We start from the raw sequence: 21,230 nt of genomic DNA on the forward strand, positions 1-21,230 counted from the left end.
ACAGTGAGCATTTGCAGATGCTTGAAATATAGGCGCGGGCTTTTTCGGGCGGGGCGTCTACATGCATCGAAATCAGAACGACACCGAGCTGTCCATTTCCGGAACGGCCGTTTCTTCCACTCCTCATTCAGGGCACGCATCAGAACGCGGGTATGACCGCGACGCGACGGTTCACGACACCGTGGCGGCGCTGGCGCGCCAGCGCCCCGATGCGATTGCGGTCGGCTTCGACGACGAGCGCCTGACCTATGCGGAGCTCGACCGGCTGGCCGCAAAACTCGCCGCCCGCCTCACCGCGATGGGCGTGCGCAGGGGCGACATAGTGGGCCTGCTTCTGCCACGCGCGCTGAAGACGCTGGTTGCCAAGCTGGCGATCCTCAAGGCGGGCGCTGCCTATGCGCCGTTCGATCCGGCCTATCCTCTGGAACACCTTTCCTACATGACGCAGGATTGCGCGCCGCGCGCCCTGATGATCGACGCCGAAAGCGCGGATCTTGCAGCCAGACTTCCCATAAGTGCAGAGCGCCTCATCGACATTGACGCGGCCATGGCCGGGCTGGCTGAGGACAATGCGCCGACCGGCAGCGCCGTGGCCGTCTCGGGCGGTGACGCTGCCTATGTCATGTACACGTCGGGCTCGACCGGGCGGCCCAAGGGCGTGGTCATACCGCATCGCGGCATTGTGCGGCTGGTGCGCGCGCAGAACTATGTCGACTTCCGCCCGGACGATGTGGTGCTGCACACGGCGACGATCTCTTTCGACGCCGCCACATTCGAGATCTGGGGCGCGCTGCTCAACGGGGCGCGGCTTGCCGGCATTGGCGACCGCACGCTTTCCATGCAGCGCATTGCCCGAACGATTGATGATGAGCGCGTCTCGGTGATGCTGCTCACCACGGGGCTGTTCAACCTTCTGGTCGATCATCCGGGCGGCAGGCTCACCTCGCTTCGGCATGTGTTTTTCGGCGGTGAAGTGGCGTCAGCGGATCATGCGCGGCGGTTTCTCGCCGCTCACCCCACATGCCGCCTGACCAACGCCTATGGGCCGACCGAGGTGACCGTCATCGCCTCGACTTTTGAGGTTCCGGCCGAGTTCCGGGACGACGCGATGCCGATCGGCCACTCCATCGCGCATAGCGGCGTTCACATTCTTGATGATGATCTTCGCGCGCTGCCGCCCGGCCAGGAAGGACAGCTTGCGGTTTCCGGCGACGGGCTCGCCATCGGCTATCTGAACCGGCCGGAGCTGACGCAGGAGCGTTTCGTGACGATCCGCACCGCAGACGGCGAAAGCCTGCGCGTCTATCTGACCGGCGACATGGCGGTGATGGAGGCGGACGGGCTCCTGCATTTTCGCGGTCGCCGCGACCGGCAGGTCAAGATCGACGGCAAGCGCATCGAGCTGGACGAGATCGAGACGGCGCTGCGCCGTGACGAACACCTGGCCGACGCCGTGGTGCAGTGTCATCAGGCTGGAACGGCCAAACGGCTGGTCGCCTATCTGCGCCCGCGCCCGGAGGGCGGAGCCATAAACGGTTATGACGAGTTGGGCTTTGCGGCTGCGGTTCTCGGGCGGCTGAAGGGCGTCCTTCCGGCCCACATGGTGCCGGGCCGGGCCATTGTTCTGAACGAATTCCCCATGAACCGCGCCGGCAAGGTGGACCGTGCGCGCCTGCCGAACCCGGCCGATGCGCCCGCTTCCGCACCGGCTGCGGCAACGCCCCCTGAAGCGGGCATGGAGGCCGTCGTCGCGCGTCACTGGCGCAGCGTTCTTGGAACCGACGCCATCGGCCCGGACCAGAACTTCTTCGATCTCGGCGGCACGTCGATGCAGCTGATGCGCATTCACGCAGCACTCGAACAGGAACTTGGCCGCGCCATCGATGTGGTGACCCTCTTCGAGCACCCGAAAATCCGCATCCTCGCGCGCTTTCTCGAGAAGCAGGCGGCGGACGGCCCGCAGACCGCCGCCGCCCAGAGCCGCGCCGCGAGGCAGAGACAGGTCATGTCGCAATTCCGCCGGAGCAGAGCATGAACGGGCAGAGCACGAAAGAGCACACGACGCCGAACGAATACGCACCGATGGCGGAAGACGATGCGGGCATTGGCAGCATCGCCATCATCGGCATGGCCGGGCGTTTTCCCGGTGCGCCCTCGGTCGATGCGCTGTGGCAGATGGCGCGCGAAGGGCGGCATGCCTTCCGCGCCTTTGCGCCCGACGAGATCGAAGACGCCTATGACGACGCCACCCGCGCGTCGCCCGACTATGTGCCCTCGCGGCCCTGTCTGGACGATGTGGGCATGTTCGATGCGGAGTTCTTCGGCATGTATCCGCGCGAAGCGGCGGTGCTCGACCCGCAGTTCCGCCTGTTTCTGGAGCTTTGCTGGGAAGCGCTGGAGAGTGCGGGCTGCGATCCCTTTGCGGCAAAGGACGCCATCGGCGTTTTCGCCGGATCGTCGCTGAGCACCTATCTCATCAACAACATCCTGTCCGACCGGAAGAAGGCGGAGGCCTTCACCTCCGGCTATCAGGTGGACATGTTCAACGAGCTGGTGGGCGCGATCAACGACACGCTGGCGACGCGCGTGGCCTACAAGCTGGACCTGAAAGGGCCTGCTTTCACCATCCAGTCGGCCTGCTCCACATCGCTTCTGGCGGTGACGCAGGCCTGCCAGAACCTCCTGACCTATGGATGCGACATGGCGCTGGCCGGCGGCGTGTCGATCTCGGTGCCCCAGAAGCGCGGCTACATCCACATGGAAGGCGGCATGGTTTCGCCGGACGGGTTCTGCCGCCCCTTCGATGCGCAGGCGGGCGGCACGGTGTTCGGCAATGGCGGCGGGGTGGTGCTTCTGAAACGGCTGGAAGACGCCATCGCGGATGGCGACACGATCCACGCCGTCATTCGTGGCTATGGCGTCAACAATGATGGCGCGGACAAGGTGGGCTACACCGCGCCCAGCGTGTCCGGTCAGGCCGAAGCCATTGCGATGGCGCTTGCAAGTGCGGGCGTCGATCCGGCGAGCGTTGGTTATATGGAGTGCCACGGCACCGCCACGCCACTCGGCGATCCCATCGAGTTCAACGGCCTGATGAACGCCTTTGGCAACGCCGGCCCCGAAGGGCACTGCGCGCTGGGCTCCGTCAAAGGCAATATCGGCCATCTGGATGCGGGCGCGGGCGTGACCGGGCTCATCAAGGCGGCGCTCGTGGTGCGCGATGGTGAAATCCCGCCGGTGGCGAATTTCGTGTCGCCCAACCCGCACATGGCGCTCGAAGGCAGCCCCTTCCGCGTCCCGACAGGGCTAACGCCATGGAAGGCGGAAGGCGCGACACGCCGCGCCGGCGTCAGTTCCTTCGGGGTTGGCGGCACCAATGCGCATGTGGTTCTGGAACAGGCTCCCGAAACCAGCACGCTGGAAGACCAGACGGCCCGGCCGCTCATCCTGCCGCTTTCGGCGCGCAATGAAGCAGCGCTCGCCGCCATGCGTCAGAACCTGGCCGATGCGCTGCGCAAAGGCGCACAGCCGCTCGCCGCCGTGGCGCACACGCTTCAGGAAGGAAGGCACGCTTTTGCCCATCGCTCAGCGGTCGTCGCACGCACGCGCGACGAGGCGATTGCCGGGCTGGAGGCCGAACGCCCGATCAGTGGCGAAGCAGCACCGGAAGCCCCGCCCGTGGTCTTCATGTTTCCGGGCCAGGGCGCACAGCATGTGGGCATGGGCGGCGCGCTTTATGAAAGTGAGCCTGCCTTTGCCGAATGGATCGACCGGGGCGCTGCACTTCTGGAACCGCTGATCGGCCGCGACATACGCGATTTCATCCGCCTGCCCCAGAACGGCGCGGCAGAAGAGCTTGCCGAAGCGCTGCGCGACACGCAGATCGCGCAGCCTGCGCTCTTCCTCGTTGAATATGCGACGGCGAAACTCTGGATGAGCCGTGGGCTGATGCCCGACGCCATGATCGGCCATAGCGTTGGCGAATTCGTCGCCGCGACGCTTTCAGGCACGATGCGGTTTGAGGACGCGCTGCGTCTGGTGGCTGCGCGCGGAAGGCTGATGCAGGACCAGCCCAGGGGGGCCATGGTTTCGGTGCGCGCCGATGCCGAAACGGCTGCCGCACATCTGACCGACGGGGTGGAGATCGCCGCCGTCAACGCGCCGAAGCTCAGCGTCATCTCCGGCACGTTCGAGGCCATGGATGAAACATGCGCCGCGCTCGATGCCGCGGGCATTGCCTATAGCCAGCTGCACACCTCGCACGCCTTCCACTCGGCCATGATGGACGAGGCGGCGCAATCGCTGGAAGAGGAAACGGCGAAGGTCCAATACGGCCCGGCGACCATCCCTTACATTTCCTGCGTCAGTGGCGACTGGCAGACCGATGCGCAGGGCGCGTCACCAGCCTACTGGGCGCGCCACTGCCGCGACGCCGTGCGCTTTGCCGATGGCATTCAGGCCATCGCGCGCGACCGCCGGCCGGTGTTCATCGAAAGCGGCCCCGGCCGTACACTTTCGGTCTTCACCGCGCAGACGCTGAAGCGCGACGCCATTGCCGCCATCATCCAGTCCCTGCCCGAACACGACCGCGCATCCTTCGGCGAGGAAGCCTTCGCCGAGGCGCATGCGCGGTCGTGGATCGCCGGCTGCGCGCTGGACTGGCCGGCCCTGCCGGAAACGGCGCGGCGGAAGATCCCGCTGCCAACCTATCCATTCCAGCGCCAGATGCACTGGATCGACGCACCGAAGCCGGAAAACCGGGCGAGCGCCGCGACCGATGCGCCGCAGGCAGCCCCTCAGCCCGTGGCCCAGACCCAGGCCCCGGCCCAGAGCCAGACAACCATGACAGACGGAACGAGCCCAATGACCGCTGCACCTTCGACAACCGACCGGCCAGCCATGCTGGAAAGCGCCCTGATTGCCCTTCTCGCCGACCTTTCGGGCGAGGAGATGCCTGACGACGCCGCCGGCGCGACCTTCCTCGAGCTTGGCTTCGATTCACTCTTCATCGGCCAGTTCGCGCAGAAGGTGGAGAAGGAATATCGGATCAAGCTCTCCTTCCGCGAATTACTCGGCAACATTCCGACCATTCATGACTTGGCGCGACACCTGGATGCCGAACTGCCGGCAGATGCCTTGCAGACGGCTTCTCCCCCTCCGGTGAAACAGGTCCCCCCCACGCCGGACGTCGCGCCCGCTGCGCCATCTACCTCGGTGAATGGAACCCCACAGCCGCCTCTCGGGCTCGAGGCGCTGTTCCAGTCTCAGTTGCAGATGGCGCAGCAACTTTTTGCGCAGCAGATGCAGACCATCCAGTCGCTGGGCGGCACGGCGGCAGCGGCAATGCCGCCCCCCGCCGCACAGGAGGCCGCGCCCCCTGCGCCAGCGCCGTCCCCTGCCCCGACACCCGAAACAACCGGTGATGAAAGCGAAATCGGCGGCAGCCGCATCCGTGTCTACAAGCCCGGCGCACAGGCCGGCGACCAGACGCTATCGCCCGAAAAACGCGCCTTCATTGACGATCTGGTGACGCGTTATTGTAAGAAGAACGCAGGCTCCAGGGCGTTCACGCAAAAGCACCGGCCGCATCTGGCCGATCCGCGCGCGGCCTCGGGCTTCCGCTCCGACTGGAAAGAAATGGTGTTTCCCGTCGTCTCCGACCGGTCAAAGGGATCGCGCATCTGGGACATAGACGGCAATGAGTATATCGACCTCGTGAACGGCATGGGCCAGACGGCGTTCGGCCATGCGCCCGATTTCGTGACCGAGGCGATCCGCGCGCAGGTGGACAAAGGCTTCGCCATCGGGCCGCAGACGCCGCTTGCCGGCGAGGTGGCCGATCTCATCAGCGAGCTAACCGGACACCAGCGCGTGACCTTCTGCAACACCGGTTCAGAAGCGGTGATGGCCGCCATGCGGGTTGCCCGCACGGTGACGGGCCGCGACCGCATCGTCGTTTTCGGCAATGATTATCACGGCCAGTTCGACGAGGTTCTGGTGAAGGGGCGCAGCCGCGCGGGACAGCACCGGACACTGCCGATTGCGGCGGGCATTCCCTCGGATTCGCTCTCGAACATGACCGTTCTGCCCTATGGCGCAGCAGAAAGCCTCGACTGGATCCGCGCCAATGCGGAGGACATCGCCGCCGTCATCATCGAGCCGGTGCAGAGCCGGCATCCCGAATTGCAGCCCGTCGAGTTCGTGCGCGCGCTGCGCGCGGTGGCGACGGAGCGCGATTTCGCGCTGGTCTTTGACGAGGTGGTAACCGGCTTCCGCGTCGACCCCGGCGGCATTCAGGCCGTGTGGGGCATTCGCGGAGACCTGGCGACCTATGGCAAAGTGCTGGGCGGCGGCATGCCCATCGGCGTTCTGGCCGGCGACAGCCGCTATATGGATGCGCTGGACGGCGGCCGCTGGGACTATGGCGATGACAGCGTGCCCATGGTCGCGCCGACCTTCTTTGCCGGCACATTCGTGCGGCATCCGGTGGTGCTGGCGGCGACCCGCGCCGTTTTGCAGCACATCAAGGGCGAAGGCCGCGCGCTTTATGACCGGGTGGCCGGTCGCACGGAACAGCTGGTCACACAGCTGAACACCCAGCTTTCCGAGCGTGGCATCGCCATGCCGATCCACGGCTACAAGAGCTGGTTCGTGACCGATTTCGGCAATGCCGATCCACTCGGCTCACTGTTCTACCCCCATGCGCGCCTTCAGGGCCTGCATGTGCAGGACGGCTATCCCTGTTTCCTGACGACCGCACATTCGGAGGAGGATTTTCAGCGCATTGCCGCCGTGTTCGCAAACACGCTTGATGCCTTGCAGGGGGCCGGCATTCTTCGTGGTGAAGATGCGCAGAGCGCCCCTCTTTCAAAGCCCGCGCCGGAAGTGACGAAAACGGAAACCCCGCCCGCTCCCGCGCAGGCCCCGCTGACCGAAGCGCAGAAGGAAATCTGGCTTGCCGCGCAGGCGGGCGATGAAGCCTCGTGCTCGTTCAACGAATCCTTCAATCTCACGCTCGATGGCGCGCTGGACGAAGCCTCTTTCCGTCGGGCGCTCGATCTGGTGGTGGCGCGGCACAATGCGCTCCACATCAGATTTGCGCGCACCGGCGAGCATTTCGAGGTGATGCCCGATTTCCGCATTGAACTGCCGCTGACCGGGCTTCCCGATGAAGCGGCGCTGGCCGCGATCATGGACCGCGAGGCCCGCACCGCCTTCGATCTGGTCAATGGACCGCTGGCGCGCGCGGAACTCGTGAAGCTTTCGGCAGACCGGCACGTGCTTGTGTTCACCGCACACCACATCGTCTGCGATGGCTGGTCGGTGAATGTGTTGGTGGAAGAACTGGCCGAAGCCTATTCGGCGCTGGTGAAGGGCGCGACGCCCGACCTGCCTCCGGCGCTGGCCTTCTCGGCCTATGCGCAGGACCGGGCGAACCGGCCCGGGGCGAGCAGCGAGACGGAACAGTTCTGGCTTTCGCAGTTTGAGACCGTGCCGGATCTGCCAGACATGCCCACCGACCGGCCACGGCCGGAACGGCGCAGCTTTGCCGGCGGCACCTGCACCGCGCATATCGGTGAGGACACCTACAAGCGGCTGAAGAAGGCCGGTGCAAAGAGCGGCGCGACGCTGTTCTCGACCCTGCTGGCAGCGCTGCAGGTGATGGTGTCGCGCCTTTCCGGCAGCAACGACATCGTGATCGCCGTGCCTTCGGCGGGCCAGAGCCTTGTCGGCGAAGAAACGCTGGTCGGCCATTGCGTGAACCTCCTGCCGCTGCGCCAGACGCTTGACGAGGACCGCGCCTTCTCCGCCCATCTGAAGGACACACAGACGCTCGTTCTGCAGGCCTTCGAGCATCAGGACTACACCTATGGAACGCTGGTGCGGAAACTCGGGCTGAAGCGTGACCCGAGCCGCCTGCCGCTCACCGAAATCCAGTTCAACCTGGAGCGCATGAGCAAGGGGCTCGACTTTGGCGGACTGTCGGCGAACGTGACGCCCAATCCCAAGGCGTTTTCCAATTTCGACATGTTCCTCAACATGATCGAGAGCAGCGACGGCATCCGCATTGATGTCGATTACAATGGCGATGTGTTCGACCCGGAGACCATTGAGCGCTGGCTCGGTCACTTCGCCACGCTGGCGGCGGCGCTGGCCGACGACATCGATGCGCGGATCGAACGCCTGCCGCTTCTCTCGAATGATGAGGCGGCATGGCTCGCCCATGGTCTGAACCAGACCGAGACGCCCTGTGAAAGCGAGCGCTTCGCCTTCGAACTGTTCGGCGACCGGGCTGCTGAGACACCCGACGCCATCGCAGCCATGCATGGCGATGAAGCGATCACCTATGGCGAACTGGATGCGCGAAGCTGGCAGCTTGCCCGCCTGCTTCAGGAAAAGCTCTTCATCCCCGGCCGCCGCATCGCGGTGGCGCTGGACCGGTCCATCGACATGCTGGTCACGCTGCTGGCAATCATGAAGGCGGATCACATCTATGTGCCGCTCGACCCGGATCATCCCGAAGCGCGTCTCAGCCAGACCATGGACGCAGCCCACATCGCCGCCTTGATCTGCCGGGATCAACGCATTGCCGCGCTTGCAGGCCACGATGTGCTGCCGATCCGGCTGGATCAAGAACGTGCGGCCATTGCCGCACAGGATGCCGCACCGCTTCAGATCCGCGCACATGGCACATCGCAGGCGGCCTATATCATCTTCACATCCGGCTCGACCGGTGTGCCCAAAGGGGTGGAAGTGCCCCACAGCGCGCTGGTAAACTTCCTCACCTCCATGGCGAAGGAACCCGGCTTCACGGCGCAGGACACGCTTCTGGCCGTCACCACCATCTCCTTCGACATTGCTGCACTCGAACTGTATCTGCCGCTCATCTGCGGCGGGCGGGTGGTGATCGCCGACCGGCTGCAGGTGCAGGACGGGTTCCAGCTCGTGCACCTTCTGAACGCGTGCGGGGCGAGCGTGCTCCAGGCGACGCCGACGCTCTGGCAGATGCTGATCGAGGCGGGGCTTGGCGAACGTCCGGCGCTCAAAATGCTGTGCGGCGGTGAGCCCCTGCCACCGGCGCTGGCGCGCAGCCTGATCGAAACCGGCGGCGAATTGTGGAACATGTACGGGCCGACGGAAACGACGATCTGGTCGTCCGTGGCGCGCATCGATGATGCGGATGCGCCCATCACCATCGGCCATCCGATCGCCAACACGCAGCTTCACATTCTCGATGCGCGGGGCCGGATCGCGCCGGTTGGCGTGAGGGGCGAGCTGAACATTGGCGGCGACGGCCTCGCCATCGGCTATTTCGAGAATGGCGAACAGACCCACGCGGCCTTCCGCAACGTCTCCATTGGCGGCGTTCCGCAACGGCTCTATAAGACGGGCGATGTGGGGCGGCGCATGCCTGACGGCTCGCTCCAGCTTCTGGGCCGCCGCGACAACCAGATCAAGCTGCGCGGTTTCCGCATCGAACTTGGCGACATCGAGGCGGTGGTTTCGGCGGCGGAGGGCGTGCGGCAGTGCGCCGTGGCCGCACCCGTGAACCGCAATGGCGACCGGCAGCTTGTCTGTCATGTGGTGCCCGATGATCCAGCGAACCCGCTACGCCCGGATGCGCTGAGCGCGCATGCAAAGGCGCATCTTCCGGGCCACATGGTCCCCGCCTTCTGGGTCGAGGCCGAAGCGCTTCCGCAGACGGCCAATGGCAAACTCGACCGCAAGACGCTGGAACAACAGGGCATTCCGCGTCAGGAAGCGGCCATCATCCGAACCGCGCCACGCACACCGATGGAGGAAAAGCTCTCGGCCATCTGGCGCGACGTGCTGAACATTCCCGAGATCGGCGTCGAGGAAAACCTCTACGCGCTGGGGGCGGATTCGCTCAGCATCTTCCGCATCGCCGCAAGGATGATCGACGCCGGCGTGCCGCTGGAGGCGCGGCATCTTCTTCAGCACCCGACCATCGGCGAACTGGCGCTGATCGCCGGGGAAGCGGGCGATGAGCCGGTCAATGGCGTGCAGCCGCACGTGCCCTCGCTCAAGGATTTCCGGCATGGCGCACGCCGCCGCATGGAGGCGCACTGATGACCGACACGGAGCACCGCCCGCTTGCCGAGGGGGCAGTCGAGATCATCGGCGAATTCCCCTGCACGCAGACGCAATTGCGCTGCTGGTTTCTGGACCGCTTGAGCCCGGGAAACCCGGCGCTCAACGTGGCCGTGCGTTGGGAGATCCGGGGTGATTTCAAGACCGAAAGCATCGAAACGGCCTTTCGGCAGATCATCGAGCGGCACGAGATCCTGAGAACGCGCTTTGTCGAGACGGGCGGGCAGCCCGTGCAGCAGGTGGTGCGGGCGGTCTCGTTTCGCATGCCGGTGATCGATCTGCGCCATGTGCCGGCCGACCAGCGCGAGGCGCGCATCCAGTCGATCAGCAGGGAGACGGCGGCGGCACCCTTCGATCTTGGCCAGGCGGGGCTCTTCCGCGTCACGCTCCTGATGGTGGAGAACCGGCGCGGCTTCATCCTGATCACCGCGCATCAGTCCTGCTTCGATGGCTGGTCGATCCGGGTTCTGGGGCGCGAGCTTGGCGAACTGGCTGCCGCCATCGACGCCGGACGCCCGGCGCAGCTGCCGGAACTTGCGCTGCAATATGGCGACTTCGCGCTCTGGCAGGACGAGTACCGCAACAGCTACGGTTTCGAGACCGAGAAGACCTATTGGCGCGAACAGCTGCGCGATGCGCCCTATTTCGAGATCCCGCCCGACCGGCCGCGCGGACGCGTGAAGACCAGCCGTGGCGAAATCCTCTCCGCCGTGCTTCCGATGGAGCTCGGCGAGCGGATCGAGGCGGCGGCGCGGGCGCAGCATGTTTCGCTGTTCAGCTATGGCGCGGCGGTGATCAGCGCAGCGCTGCATCACTATTCCGGCAGCCGCGAAATCCTGTTCGGAACGCAGATCGCCGGGCGCGAGGATGTGGATCTGGAAAGCCTGATCGGCGTCTTCATCAACAATCTTGTGCTGCGCTTCGACATTGCCGACGATCTGAGCTTCGCCGATCACCTGGCGCGGGTGAGCGCCACGGTGGGGGCCGCGCTCAATCATCAGAAAATGCCGTTCAACAATCTGGTGGAGCTGGTCAATCCGGCACGCGATCCCTCGCGCAATCCGCTGGTTTCGCTGAACTTCAACCAGCAGAAGGCGTTTCTGGAAGACACGCGCTATGGCGATTTCGAGCTGATCAGCGCACCCTCGCAGTCGCCGGGCGTCATCTACGATCTGAACTTCATCATGATTGGCCGCCCGACCGGCTGGCGCATGTCGGTGGAATACAACACCGATCTGTTCGATGAGGCGACGGCGCAGGAACTGCTCGACCTCTGGCAGAAGGCCTATGCCTTCGCGCTGACCGACCCGCAGGCGAAGATCGGCGACATGAAAGGGCCCGTGCGCGCACCCGCTTCACCGCAGGAGACGCGCGCAGAACCGGCTTCGCGGGTGGAAGCCCTGCTTCTTGCCCATCGTGACGTGGCCGATGCGGCGGTCAGGCGCGATGCCTCCGGTGCGTCTCACGCCTATGCGGCGCCGGCCGCCGGCCTTGCCACACCGCTTGAAACGCTGCCGGCGCATCTCACCGCCTATCTGGCAGAACGGCTGCCTGACGACGATATGCCGGCGGGCATCAGCATTCTGCTTGCCCTGCCGCGTCGGGCTGACGGCGCGCTTGATGATGCAGCACTTCCCATGCCCGACCCCATGCCTGCGCCCGTCGCTCCGCCAGCAGCACGCAAGGCATCGCCACCAGCGGATCGGGAGGCGGAGCTTGGCCGGGTGTGGGCGCGCGTTCTCGATGTGCCGCAGGTGCAGGGAAGCGATGATTTCTTTGCGCTTGGCGGCCATTCGCTTCTGGCGCTGCGCATGTTCTCGGCAATGCGCGAGACCTTTGGCGTGCAGCCGGACCTGGCGGTGCTTTTCAAGGAGCCGACGCTTTCAGGCTTTGCCCGCGCGGTCTTCGGTGAGGCGGAAGCGCCGGTCGCAGACCATGCACCCGCTGCGCCGCCTGATGTGGAAACGGCGGAGCAGAACCCTGCGATCATCGACTGGGAAACCACCATCTACCGGCAGGGCAGTGGCGATTGCGCGATCTACACGCTCAACCATCCTTTCCTCTATTACCGGATGGCCAAAACGCTTCCCGGCCATGCCTCGGTCGTGAACCTGCACATGTTCAACGCCCGGATCGATGCGGAGACGGAGAACCTGACGCTGGAACAGATCGCCGGCGATGCGGTGGACGCCATGCAGCTTGGCGACCGGCCCAAAACGGTGGCGCTGGTGGGGCTTTGCGTGAACGGCATTCTGGCGGCTGAAATGACGCGGCAGATTCGCCTCAAAGGCCACGATGTGAGCTTTGTGGCGCTGATCGACAGCTGGGCTCCGGGCTATGTGCGCTCGCAGCCACGCTTCACCCGCTGGCGCTGGAACACCGAGAAACGCGCCAAGCGCCTGCTCTACTTCACCGGCAAGCTGATCCGCGGCCGCATTTCGATGATGACCTATCTGAAGGAATTCAGCTTTTCGCTGAAGCTGGTGGAGCGCTATGCGCCCGACCGGGCGCTGAACCCCGAGGAAGAGGCAAACGAGGCGGTGACGCAGTTTCTGGTACGGGCAGCGCGGCGCTACACCCCGCGCGCGCTCGATGGCGAAACGGTGCTCCTGTTCCGCAGCCAGGCGAACCATCCCCGCGCCAAGCCGCTTCTGTTTGGCTGGCGCGGTTTCGTGCCGGATGATTCACCCGTTTTCGACCTGCGTGGCTGGCACGAGGATTCGCTCAGCGACAGCGGCATCGACAAGCTCTCGACCGTACTCGGCGAGCGCCTTGAACTGGGAGGCGGCTCTGAACGCTAAGGGAAAACCGGCCAGCAACAGGAAACCGCAGGCGCGTCCCCTGCGGATCGGGATTGTGCGCGCCATCGGGCAGACCTTCGAAAACTGGGAACTGCTTCTGATCGAGCGCCTGCTCTCGGACCGGCGCTTCAGGCTGGTCGCGTTCCTCACCGATCCCGCTCCACACCATACGGCCCGACCCGGCCTTCTGGCCAGAACGGTGGCGCGGATCGACAATTCGCTTTTCGCGCGCCAGCCCGCCTATCGCGCACGCCGCTTCGAGCGCGCGCGCAGTTCCATCGTGAGCATTCCGCTGGACGAAACCGGCGAGAACAGCGACCGCCACGGGCTGGAGCTCGATCTGGTGCTGCGTCATTGCGAGGGCGCGCTGCCGGAAACGCTGACCGAAAACCTTCGTTTCGGCATTTGGTCGCTCAGCCATGTTTTCACCCAGTCCGGACCCGTGAACTGGGAGGGCATGGGCGATGTGGCCGAAGGCGCGCCGACGAGCCATCTCTCGCTTTTCGTCGAGACTGCGCGCCAGCCGGAACGGCGCGCGATTGCGGAGGCCGAGTTCAATGTGAAGTTCAGCGCCGCGCGCAACAACGCCTTCATGAAGGAGAAATCGGTGCTGCTTCTGGTTCGCGAACTGCGGCGGCTGGCCGAGACCCGGAAACTGCCGAAACCGTTGAAAGCGGCTGACGTTGTTCAACCGGCCCCACCGCCCGGCCTTCTGACAACCGGTCGCTATGCGGCAGCACTTGCGAAGAACGTAACGCAGCGGGCGCTGAAATCCGTGCGCCGCGCCTCCCATCAGGATACGGCCGTGTGGACGCTCTACAGCGGGCGCGGGTCCATTGATGATTTTGATCCGAGCGAGGCTACGGAAATCCCGCCAACGGACACGGCCATCAAGGCCGATCCCTTTCTCTTTCACCATCAGGGAAAGACCTACCTGTTCTACGAGAATTACGGGCGCGGCGACACCAGGGCGCACATCGCGGTCGGCGAGATCACGCGGCGCGGCTTCGAGCCCATCGGCATTGCGCTTGGCGGTGAGGAACACCTCTCGTTTCCCTTCGTTTTCAAGCATGGCGACGAGATTTTCATGATGCCGGAAACGCATCAGCGAAAGCGCATCGAAATCTGGCGCGCGGTTAGCTTTCCGCTGATCTGGGAGCCCTATTCGCGGGCGCTCGAAGGCTGGTCGGCCGCTGACAGCACGCTGTTCCACCATCGCGGCCAGTGGTGGCTTTTCACCAATCTGTCAGAGCATCACGCTTTCGAAGATCATTGCTCGGCGCTCTACGCTTTCCAGGTCGATGGCCCGGAACTCAACCGGCTTGTGTCGCACCGGCGCAACCCGGTGGTGATCGGCAGCGCCACGGCGCGCAATGGTGGCCGCATCTTCTCGCGCCATCGCCGCCTCTACCGGCCCGCGCAATACAATGCCCATGGCATTTACGGATACGGTCTCAACATCATGGAGATCGAACATCTGGACATGGAAGACTATCGGGAAACCTGCGTGCGGCGCATCCTGCCCGACTTCAAGCCGGGCCTGAGCGGCTGCCACCATTTCGATGCCAGCGGCTCCCGCTACATACTGGATGCACGCCTCAACGCCTGAGAGCGCTCAAGGCGAGCGCCCGGATGCCACGCGCCGCGCGTTTCGCGCCCCGGAGCCGGTTGTCGGCGACCGCGATAGTTGAGCGCAACGGCGTTGCCGGCCGTCATCGCGGCGACCGCACCGATATAGCCGCGCGGCAGCGCAAGGTTGGCAAGCCGCCACTGGGCCGGTGCATCGGCAACGCCATCCAGCCTCAGAAGCCGCGGCTGACCTTCCGGGTCGATGGTGACATCGAAGGATTCAAGCGGCAGCGAAAGCCCTGCCCCGTGCGCCTTCACGAAGGCTTCCTTGCGGGTCCAGCAGCGGAAGAACGCTCCCAGATAATCCTGCGAGGGAACGGCGGCGAGCGCCTCGTTCTCTGCCGGCGAAAAGAAATGCGCGGCCAGGTTTTCCCGAAACGGCAGAACGCGCTCGATGTCGATGCCCAGCCGGTAGCGGTCCGATACAGCGAGCACCGCCATGCCCCCGCTATGGCTCAGGTTGAAGTGAAGCGGTGGTTCGCCGCGTCCGGCCAGCCGTGGTTTGCCAAAGGCATTGTAACTGAAGGAAAGACGCCTTGCGGGAACACCGAGATACGCCCCCAGAATGGCCCGCAGCCGGCCCCGCCCGGCGATGAAACGCAGGCGGTGTCTCTCATGCACGAAGCGTCCTGCACGTGCGAATTCCGCCTCATCGAGAGCGGAGACGAGCTGCGGCAGCGCATCTAGGGGAACATCGAGCGACCATTGCCAGACATCGATCGTGCTGGCGCCAATACCGATCGGTTTAAGATGCATAGGACAACCGCCTTTCCTGTGAACTCTGGCCAGCCATGCGGCGGGCAAGATAGGCCATGAGCGCCGTCGGATAGTTCTCGCCAAGGCTGATGCGGCAGGTGCGCTTGAGAATGTCGAGCGAGCGGGCGCACATGTCCGGCCCGTAATCCACGCTGGCCTTTGCCCAGCCATAGGGGTTCATGGCCGGATGGAAGGCTCGCTTTTCAAGGATCGGCGTCCAGTGGGTGCAGACATGACGGCTGGAATCGAAGACCCGATACACGCCGCGCCTGTGTTTTGCGGCAAACGTCTTCGCCTCCTCTTCGGTTTCGAAAAGAAGGTGAAGGCCAACCGCATTCTGCGGATCATTGTGCGGCCCCAGCCGGAAGGCGTCGCAGCCCGACAGGATGCGCGCCATGACCTGATGCCGCTGGCGCATCCGCTTCAGCATCGGGTCGAGTTTCGCGAGCTGCACATTCAGCATCGCGCCCTGGATCTGGCTTGCCTTGAAATTCACGCCAAAGAAGCTCGGCTCATTGTAATTGTCGAGATGGCCGCGAAAGAGCTCGCCCACATCGTGATACATGCGCGCGCGGGCAAAGAAACGGTCGCTTTGCGAGGCCACCGCCCCGCCCTCGCCGATATTGATGTTCTTGAACTGGTTGAAGCTGAACGCGCCAATGTCGCCAATGGTGCCCACACGCCGGTCGCGATAGGTGACGCCGACCGCCTGACACGCATCCTCGATGACGAGCAGGCCATGCCTGCGCGCCAGCGCCATGATCGCTTCCATGTCGCAGACCATGTTGGCCATGTGCACGGGCAGGATCGCGCGGGTGCGCGGCGTGATCCGGCGCTCGATGTCGTCGGGGTCCATGGTCAGCGTTTCGTCGATGTCGACAATCACCGGCACGGCCCCAACCGCAAGCACGGCGGCGGCGGTGGCGATCCACGTATAGGCGGGCACCAGAACCTCATCGCCCGGCCCCACGCCTGAAGCTGCAAGGCCGCTGATCAGCGCCCCGGTGCCGCTGCTGACGGTGAGCACATGCCTGATGTCGAACTGTTGCGAAAACGCCTTCTCGAACCGGTCGAGCGGCCCTTCGCCCGGTCCCCCATAACGCGCCAGACGACCAGAGGCGATGACCCTTCCGATGGCCAGCCACTCACGCAAACCAACCTTTGCCATAGTGTTTTCCCGCTTTGCCGGCGGGCGGCTTCATGCCCGGTCTGCGCGGTGCGCAGAAGGGGCACGTCGCTTGCGCCGCGGCGCCCCATTTACGCTTCGAGCCTATGCCGCGCCCAAGGGGTTTTCAAATAATCCAATCATCCGAAACAGGGGCGCTCCGGCCCTACCCGGCCATGGCCAAAACCCTTAGCAAGTAGCCCCTTCTATGCAATTTGGATGAATTCGGCCTGGGCCGTGTTTTTGCTAGCCTTGCTGCGGGGTTTTCACGGCGCGGCAAGCCGTTTTGTCCATGGCTGAGCCGCCCTCTCAGGTGGCAATGTGTCCGATACAGACTTGCGAACCATGCCTTCCGGCACTCAGTTCGAAGCCGATCTCGCCCTTGTGGGCGCGGGACCGGCAGGGCTGGCGATTGCCCGCGAGTTTGCCGACACGTCCGTAAAGGTTCTGCTGATCGAAAGCGGCGGCACGGATTTCGATCCGGACGCGCAGACACTCAACCGGGTGGAAAATGTCGGCGACCCGAATGCGCGGGACGCCATGCCGCTCCAGCGCGGCTATACGGGCGATCTCGCCTGGCTCAACGATATTCCCGCCTTCGAACTGCGCAACCGGCTGGTCGGCGGCAGCACCCACACCTGGGTGGGCAAATGCGCCGCCTTCGATGACATCGATTTCGACATGCGCAAATGGGTTCCCGGCTCCGGCTGGCCCTTTCCGCGCCGCGATCTCGCCGGCGAGCTGGACCGTGCGGCGGAACTGCTCAATCTCGGCCCCAACATCTATGACAGGGCGCTTTATCACCGACTGGTCTCGCCGCCGGCCGAAATAGATCTGAACGACGATCTGGTGCGCACCTTTTTCTGGCAGTTCAGCCACAGGGCGGGCAGCAGCGAGCCGCTGCGTTTTGCCGATATCGCGGCCAAGCTGACGGCGAAGAACATTGACATTCTCACCCATGCGACCGTCACCCGCATCGGCCTTTCCGAGAATGGGCGGCGGATCGAGACGCTCGACCTGAAGAGTCTTTCGGGCACCGAGGCGAGCGTGCGGGCGCGCAAGGTGGTTCTGTGCTGCGGCGGCATCGAGAATGCGCGGCTTCTGCTTGCCTCGAACGACGTGGCGAAAGAGGGCATCGGCAATGAGCGCGACTGCGTGGGGCGGTATCTTGCCGATCATCCGCGCACCGTGATCGCGCGGTTCGGCAGGGACACGTTACAGGACGTGGCCGAGCATTTCGGCTTTTACGGCCTGACGCACAATCACCGCACGCATTTCTATCTGCGCGGACTGGCGCTGAGCCCGCGTCTTCAGGCCCGCGAAGGGCTGCTCAACTGCGCCACCTATCCGGTACAGATGCTTGCACCGACCGACCCGTGGGTGGCGCTCAAGCGCTTTTATGCAGGCAGGCAGCGGTTTCGGCTCAGCGATCTGCGCACGGCCCTTGCCGCGCCCGGCGGGCTGGCGGCTGGCCTGCACCGCCGGCTCATCATGAAACGCGGCCTGCCGCGCCAGATGACGGAGCTGCGCTTCGACGCGATGGTCGAGCAGCGGCCCAACCGCGAAAGCCGGGTGACGCTTTCATCGCGGCGCGATCCGCTTGGCATCCCCATGCCGCGCGTCAACTGGAAGATCGGCTGGGCGGAAACGGCCAGCGTGGCGCGGCTTGCCGAGTTGATCTCGGCGGAATTCTGGCGGGTGGGCCTGCCGCAGCCAGGCCTTGAACAATGGGTTCTGGACGAAGACTTCAAACATGCGCCCTTTGCCGACATGGCGCATCCCGCCTGCACCACCCGCATGGGCGAAGACCCGTCGTCCAGCGTGGTCGACCGCAATGCGCAAATTCATGGCGTCGAAGGGCTTTATGTGGCGGGAAGCTCCGTCTTTCCAACGCCCGGCCATGCGAACCCGACGCTGATGATCCTCGCGCTGACCCTGCGGCTGGCCGACCACCTGAAATCACGGCTCTTGCGCTGAAAGCCCCTGCCGGGGTTCCTCTAGCCTTCGGACTTCAGCCAGCCGGTCCATTTCCAGCTTGCATAGAGAACGCTCAGATAGATCAGTGCGCCGACGAGCACCTGAACGGCCATCTGCGAATAGCTGGGCAGATGCGCTTCGGCCGGCCAGTGCGCAAGCGACGAGACACCCACGAACATGACCGCGGCAGCGAGCCCGATCAGACCGCTATTGGCCGCGATGCGGGACCAGTCGAGCCGGCCATAGCGCGCCTGATACCAGATCGAGAGCCCGCCGGCGAAGACAGCCGCCACGCATTGACCGAGCGCCGCATAGACAAGCCCGAAAGGCGCAAGCGCAACCATCATGCCGATGGAGGTGACACTGATCATCAGCGAGAGCGGCCAGAGCCGGCTCACCTCGCCTCGCACCGAAAGCAGCGGTTCGGTCACATAACCCTGGAACATGAGCAATTGCCGAACGGCGAGGATCTTCACCACCAGCGCCACCGGCGCCCAGCCGCTGCCAAGCGCGACATCCACCAGATTGGTCGCCACCAGAAGAAGGCCGACATAGACAGGGGCAGCCACGGCGAAAAGCACCGGCAGGAAGACGTTGCCCGCCCGTGTGATCGCATCGTCGCCCGTCCCTGCATCCTGATTGCCGGCACGGCGGAAGATAACCCAGGCGAGAAGACGCGCCGGCTCGCCGACGAGTTCGGAAAAGGCAGCGACGATGCGCTCGGCCGCCCGGTAATAGCCCGCATCGGCAAGGCCAAGCAGGCTGCCCACAAGCAGCGTTCCCGAATAGGCGCGACCGAAAACGATGAGCCGCACGCTCACAATGTAGCGCGCGAAGTGGATCACTTCGGCCAGAACGCTGCGGTCCGGCAAGCGCGGGGCGATCCAGCCCAGCACCCAGATGCCGCCAAGGACATTGAGGAGGTTCGTGACAAGACGACCGATCACCAGCGCGACGATGTTCCAGCCCGCCCAGAGGCCGAACAGCGCCACCACCAGACCGCCCGCCTCGCTGATCATGCGGATGATCGCCTGACGGTTGAGCATATGGCGATGAACCAGCGTGCCGTCATAGACCGTGTTGAGCGCAGCGGGCACGAACCACAGTGTGAAGAGCGCGAACAGCCAGGATTGCCACACCGGGAACCACAGCCCGCCGACGATCAGAACGCTCCAGAGGCCAAGCAGCGTGAAGCCGCTGCCGCTCAGGAGTGCGATTGCCGCAAGCTCGGGAAGCCTTTGCTCGCCATGTTCGGAGCGCATGATGAACTCGGCCCACCCGCCTTCGCTGACCACGACCAGCAGAAACGCGATGGCCGAGACGAAGGCGAAGAGGCCGAATTCGGCCGGTTCCAGCACATGGGCGGCAGCCACGAAAACGGCAAGCTGCGCCACCTGCGCGAACAGCCGGGCCACCATGACCCAGACCCCGCCGCCCAGCAATGTGGAGAGCGGCAGACCGAGAAAGCCGGCGGGCTGTGTGTCATCCTGCCGAGGTTTGTGATCCGGTTTCACCAGCCGTTCCCCCCGCCGCTATTCACCTGCGCGGGCGCATCAGCTACGCTTTCCTTGAAATGACCGATGATTCGCCGTCTCTGGCGGTGCATAAATCGGAAGTGCGGTTGCATGGATTTCGATGCCCGATCTCGGTGCGGCCCGGCGTTGAGACAGGGGCTGCAGATGGTTGCGGTTCCTCGTGAGCGGTTACAGCTTTGGTGCTTTTCGGCGAACAACGAGCAGACAGTGCGAGACGCGAGTAAAGAAGACCAGATGAACCAGGGTTTCCTGGCCCGGCCCTTCAAGGCGATCAGCGCAAAGATCGCCACGCGTTGGATTGTTATTGCCTTCTGTCTTGTCGTCTGGCTGGCCGTTGTCTTTCTCTACCTCCTCTAGAATTCCCGAGTGCGCTCTGCTCTGCGCCAGAGCAATTCCAGGAAAAGCGGGAACCGGTTTTCCGTCCGGAATTGCGCAGGAAACGCCCTAACAACCATTGTGATCGAACAGGAACACGCCGACCGTGCGCCAGACGATCTTGAGATCGAGCCAGGTCGTGCGGTTCTGAAAATAGTGGACATCAAGCCCGACGCGCTGGTCGTAAGACGTGTCGTTGCGCCCTGAAACCTGCCACAGCCCGGTGATGCCCGGCTTCATCAGCAGATAATCATTGATGCGTTCGCCATAGCGCACCATCTCGTCTTCCACGATCGGGCGCGGCCCGACGACGCTCATCTCGCCTTTCAGCACGTTGACGAACTGCGGCAGCTCATCGAGGCTCGAAACCCGAAGGAAACGGCCAATGGGATGGATGCGCGGGTCGTCGCGCAACTTCTGGCAGGCGCGCCATTCCTGAAGAAGCACCGGATTCCTGTCCAGAAGCTCCTTGAGCAGCCGGTCGGCGTCGCGCCGCATGGTGCGGAACTTGAGACAGTCGAAAACGCGCCCGTCGCGACCGATGCGCTTCTGCCGATAGAAGACCGGCCTTCCGTCGCTGATAAGGATGCACAGGGATATCGCGGCGAAAGCCGGCAAAAGAAAAAAGAGAACAAGAATACTGAAGACGATGTCGAATGTTCTCTTGAAAACAAAATAGGATCGGAAATGTCTTACTTTCCGCAGCTCCAATTCCTGTTTTACGGAACTATCGTATGCGTACAGCATGAACCCGCCCCTGGGTGTTGTTCTGTGTGCCTCGCCGTCGATCATTATAAAGCCGCGCAAACCGCGTGATATAACTCCATCGGGGTAGTGGACGGCGCTATTTAGGTGCAATCCACCGAACAATCGGACCAT

General features: G+C 64.2%; 10 protein-coding genes. 6 read left to right on the forward strand and 4 right to left on the reverse strand.

All coding sequences use genetic code 11. From position 1 onward, the window contains the following. Positions 1-61: 61 nt before the first annotated feature. Genes AC4PTT_RS15550 through AC4PTT_RS15565 form a run of 4 tightly spaced genes read left to right on the forward strand, consistent with a single transcriptional unit; the run spans position 62 to position 14,523 of the window. Positions 62-2,035 carry a non-ribosomal peptide synthetase gene (locus tag AC4PTT_RS15550; RefSeq protein WP_492161583.1) on the forward strand — a complete coding sequence of 658 codons (1,974 nt, stop codon included), beginning with the start codon at positions 62-64 and terminating at the stop codon, positions 2,033-2,035. Further along, positions 2,032-10,092, forward strand: a complete 8,061-nt coding sequence (locus AC4PTT_RS15555; protein ID WP_492161584.1) for a hybrid non-ribosomal peptide synthetase/type I polyketide synthase — start codon at positions 2,032-2,034, stop codon at positions 10,090-10,092. Before AC4PTT_RS15550 ends, AC4PTT_RS15555 begins: the two co-directional genes overlap by 4 nt. After that, positions 10,092-12,914: a condensation domain-containing protein gene (locus tag AC4PTT_RS15560; RefSeq protein WP_492161585.1), complete on the forward strand. Its 2,823-nt coding sequence runs from the start codon at positions 10,092-10,094 to the stop codon at positions 12,912-12,914. The genes AC4PTT_RS15555 and AC4PTT_RS15560 overlap by 1 nt, the downstream gene beginning before the upstream one ends. A gap of 55 nt (positions 12,915-12,969) precedes the next feature. Then, positions 12,970-14,523, forward strand: coding sequence for a glucosamine inositolphosphorylceramide transferase family protein (locus AC4PTT_RS15565; protein ID WP_492161586.1), 1,554 nt, complete (start codon positions 12,970-12,972; stop codon positions 14,521-14,523). On the opposite strand, the gene AC4PTT_RS15570 is transcribed toward AC4PTT_RS15565, so the two are convergent. Next, positions 14,493-15,299 (reverse strand): 4'-phosphopantetheinyl transferase family protein, encoded by an 807-nt coding sequence (locus AC4PTT_RS15570; RefSeq protein WP_317561919.1) that lies wholly within the window; start codon positions 15,297-15,299, stop codon positions 14,493-14,495. The two genes, AC4PTT_RS15565 and AC4PTT_RS15570, sit on opposite strands and share 31 nt — an antisense overlap. After that, complete coding sequence (locus AC4PTT_RS15575) at positions 15,289-16,467, reverse strand: DegT/DnrJ/EryC1/StrS family aminotransferase (protein WP_492161587.1); 1,179 nt, start codon at positions 16,465-16,467, stop codon at positions 15,289-15,291. Before AC4PTT_RS15575 ends, AC4PTT_RS15570 begins: the two co-directional genes overlap by 11 nt. A gap of 342 nt (positions 16,468-16,809) precedes the next feature. Between AC4PTT_RS15575 and AC4PTT_RS15580 the strand changes: the two genes are divergently transcribed. Next, positions 16,810-18,441 (forward strand): GMC oxidoreductase, encoded by a 1,632-nt coding sequence (locus AC4PTT_RS15580; RefSeq protein ID WP_492161588.1) that lies wholly within the window; start codon positions 16,810-16,812, stop codon positions 18,439-18,441. Between the two features lie 20 nt (positions 18,442-18,461). Here the strand turns inward: AC4PTT_RS15580 and AC4PTT_RS15585 are convergent, their stop codons facing one another. Beyond that, complete coding sequence (locus AC4PTT_RS15585; RefSeq protein WP_297558222.1) at positions 18,462-19,955, reverse strand: oligosaccharide flippase family protein; 1,494 nt, start codon at positions 19,953-19,955, stop codon at positions 18,462-18,464. Between the two features lie 111 nt (positions 19,956-20,066). Here AC4PTT_RS15585 and AC4PTT_RS15590 point away from each other — a divergent pair, with 111 nt between their 5' ends. Further along, complete coding sequence (locus AC4PTT_RS15590; RefSeq protein WP_206545800.1) at positions 20,067-20,333, forward strand: hypothetical protein; 267 nt, start codon at positions 20,067-20,069, stop codon at positions 20,331-20,333. 87 nt (positions 20,334-20,420) lie between these two features. Here the strand turns inward: AC4PTT_RS15590 and AC4PTT_RS15595 are convergent, their stop codons facing one another. After that, entirely contained in the window at positions 20,421-20,969 is a 549-nt protein-coding gene (locus AC4PTT_RS15595; RefSeq protein ID WP_492161589.1) for a sugar transferase, read from the reverse strand. Between the last annotated feature and the right edge of the window lie 261 nt (positions 20,970-21,230).

This window comes from Nitratireductor sp. WH36-1, from assembly GCF_058725515.1.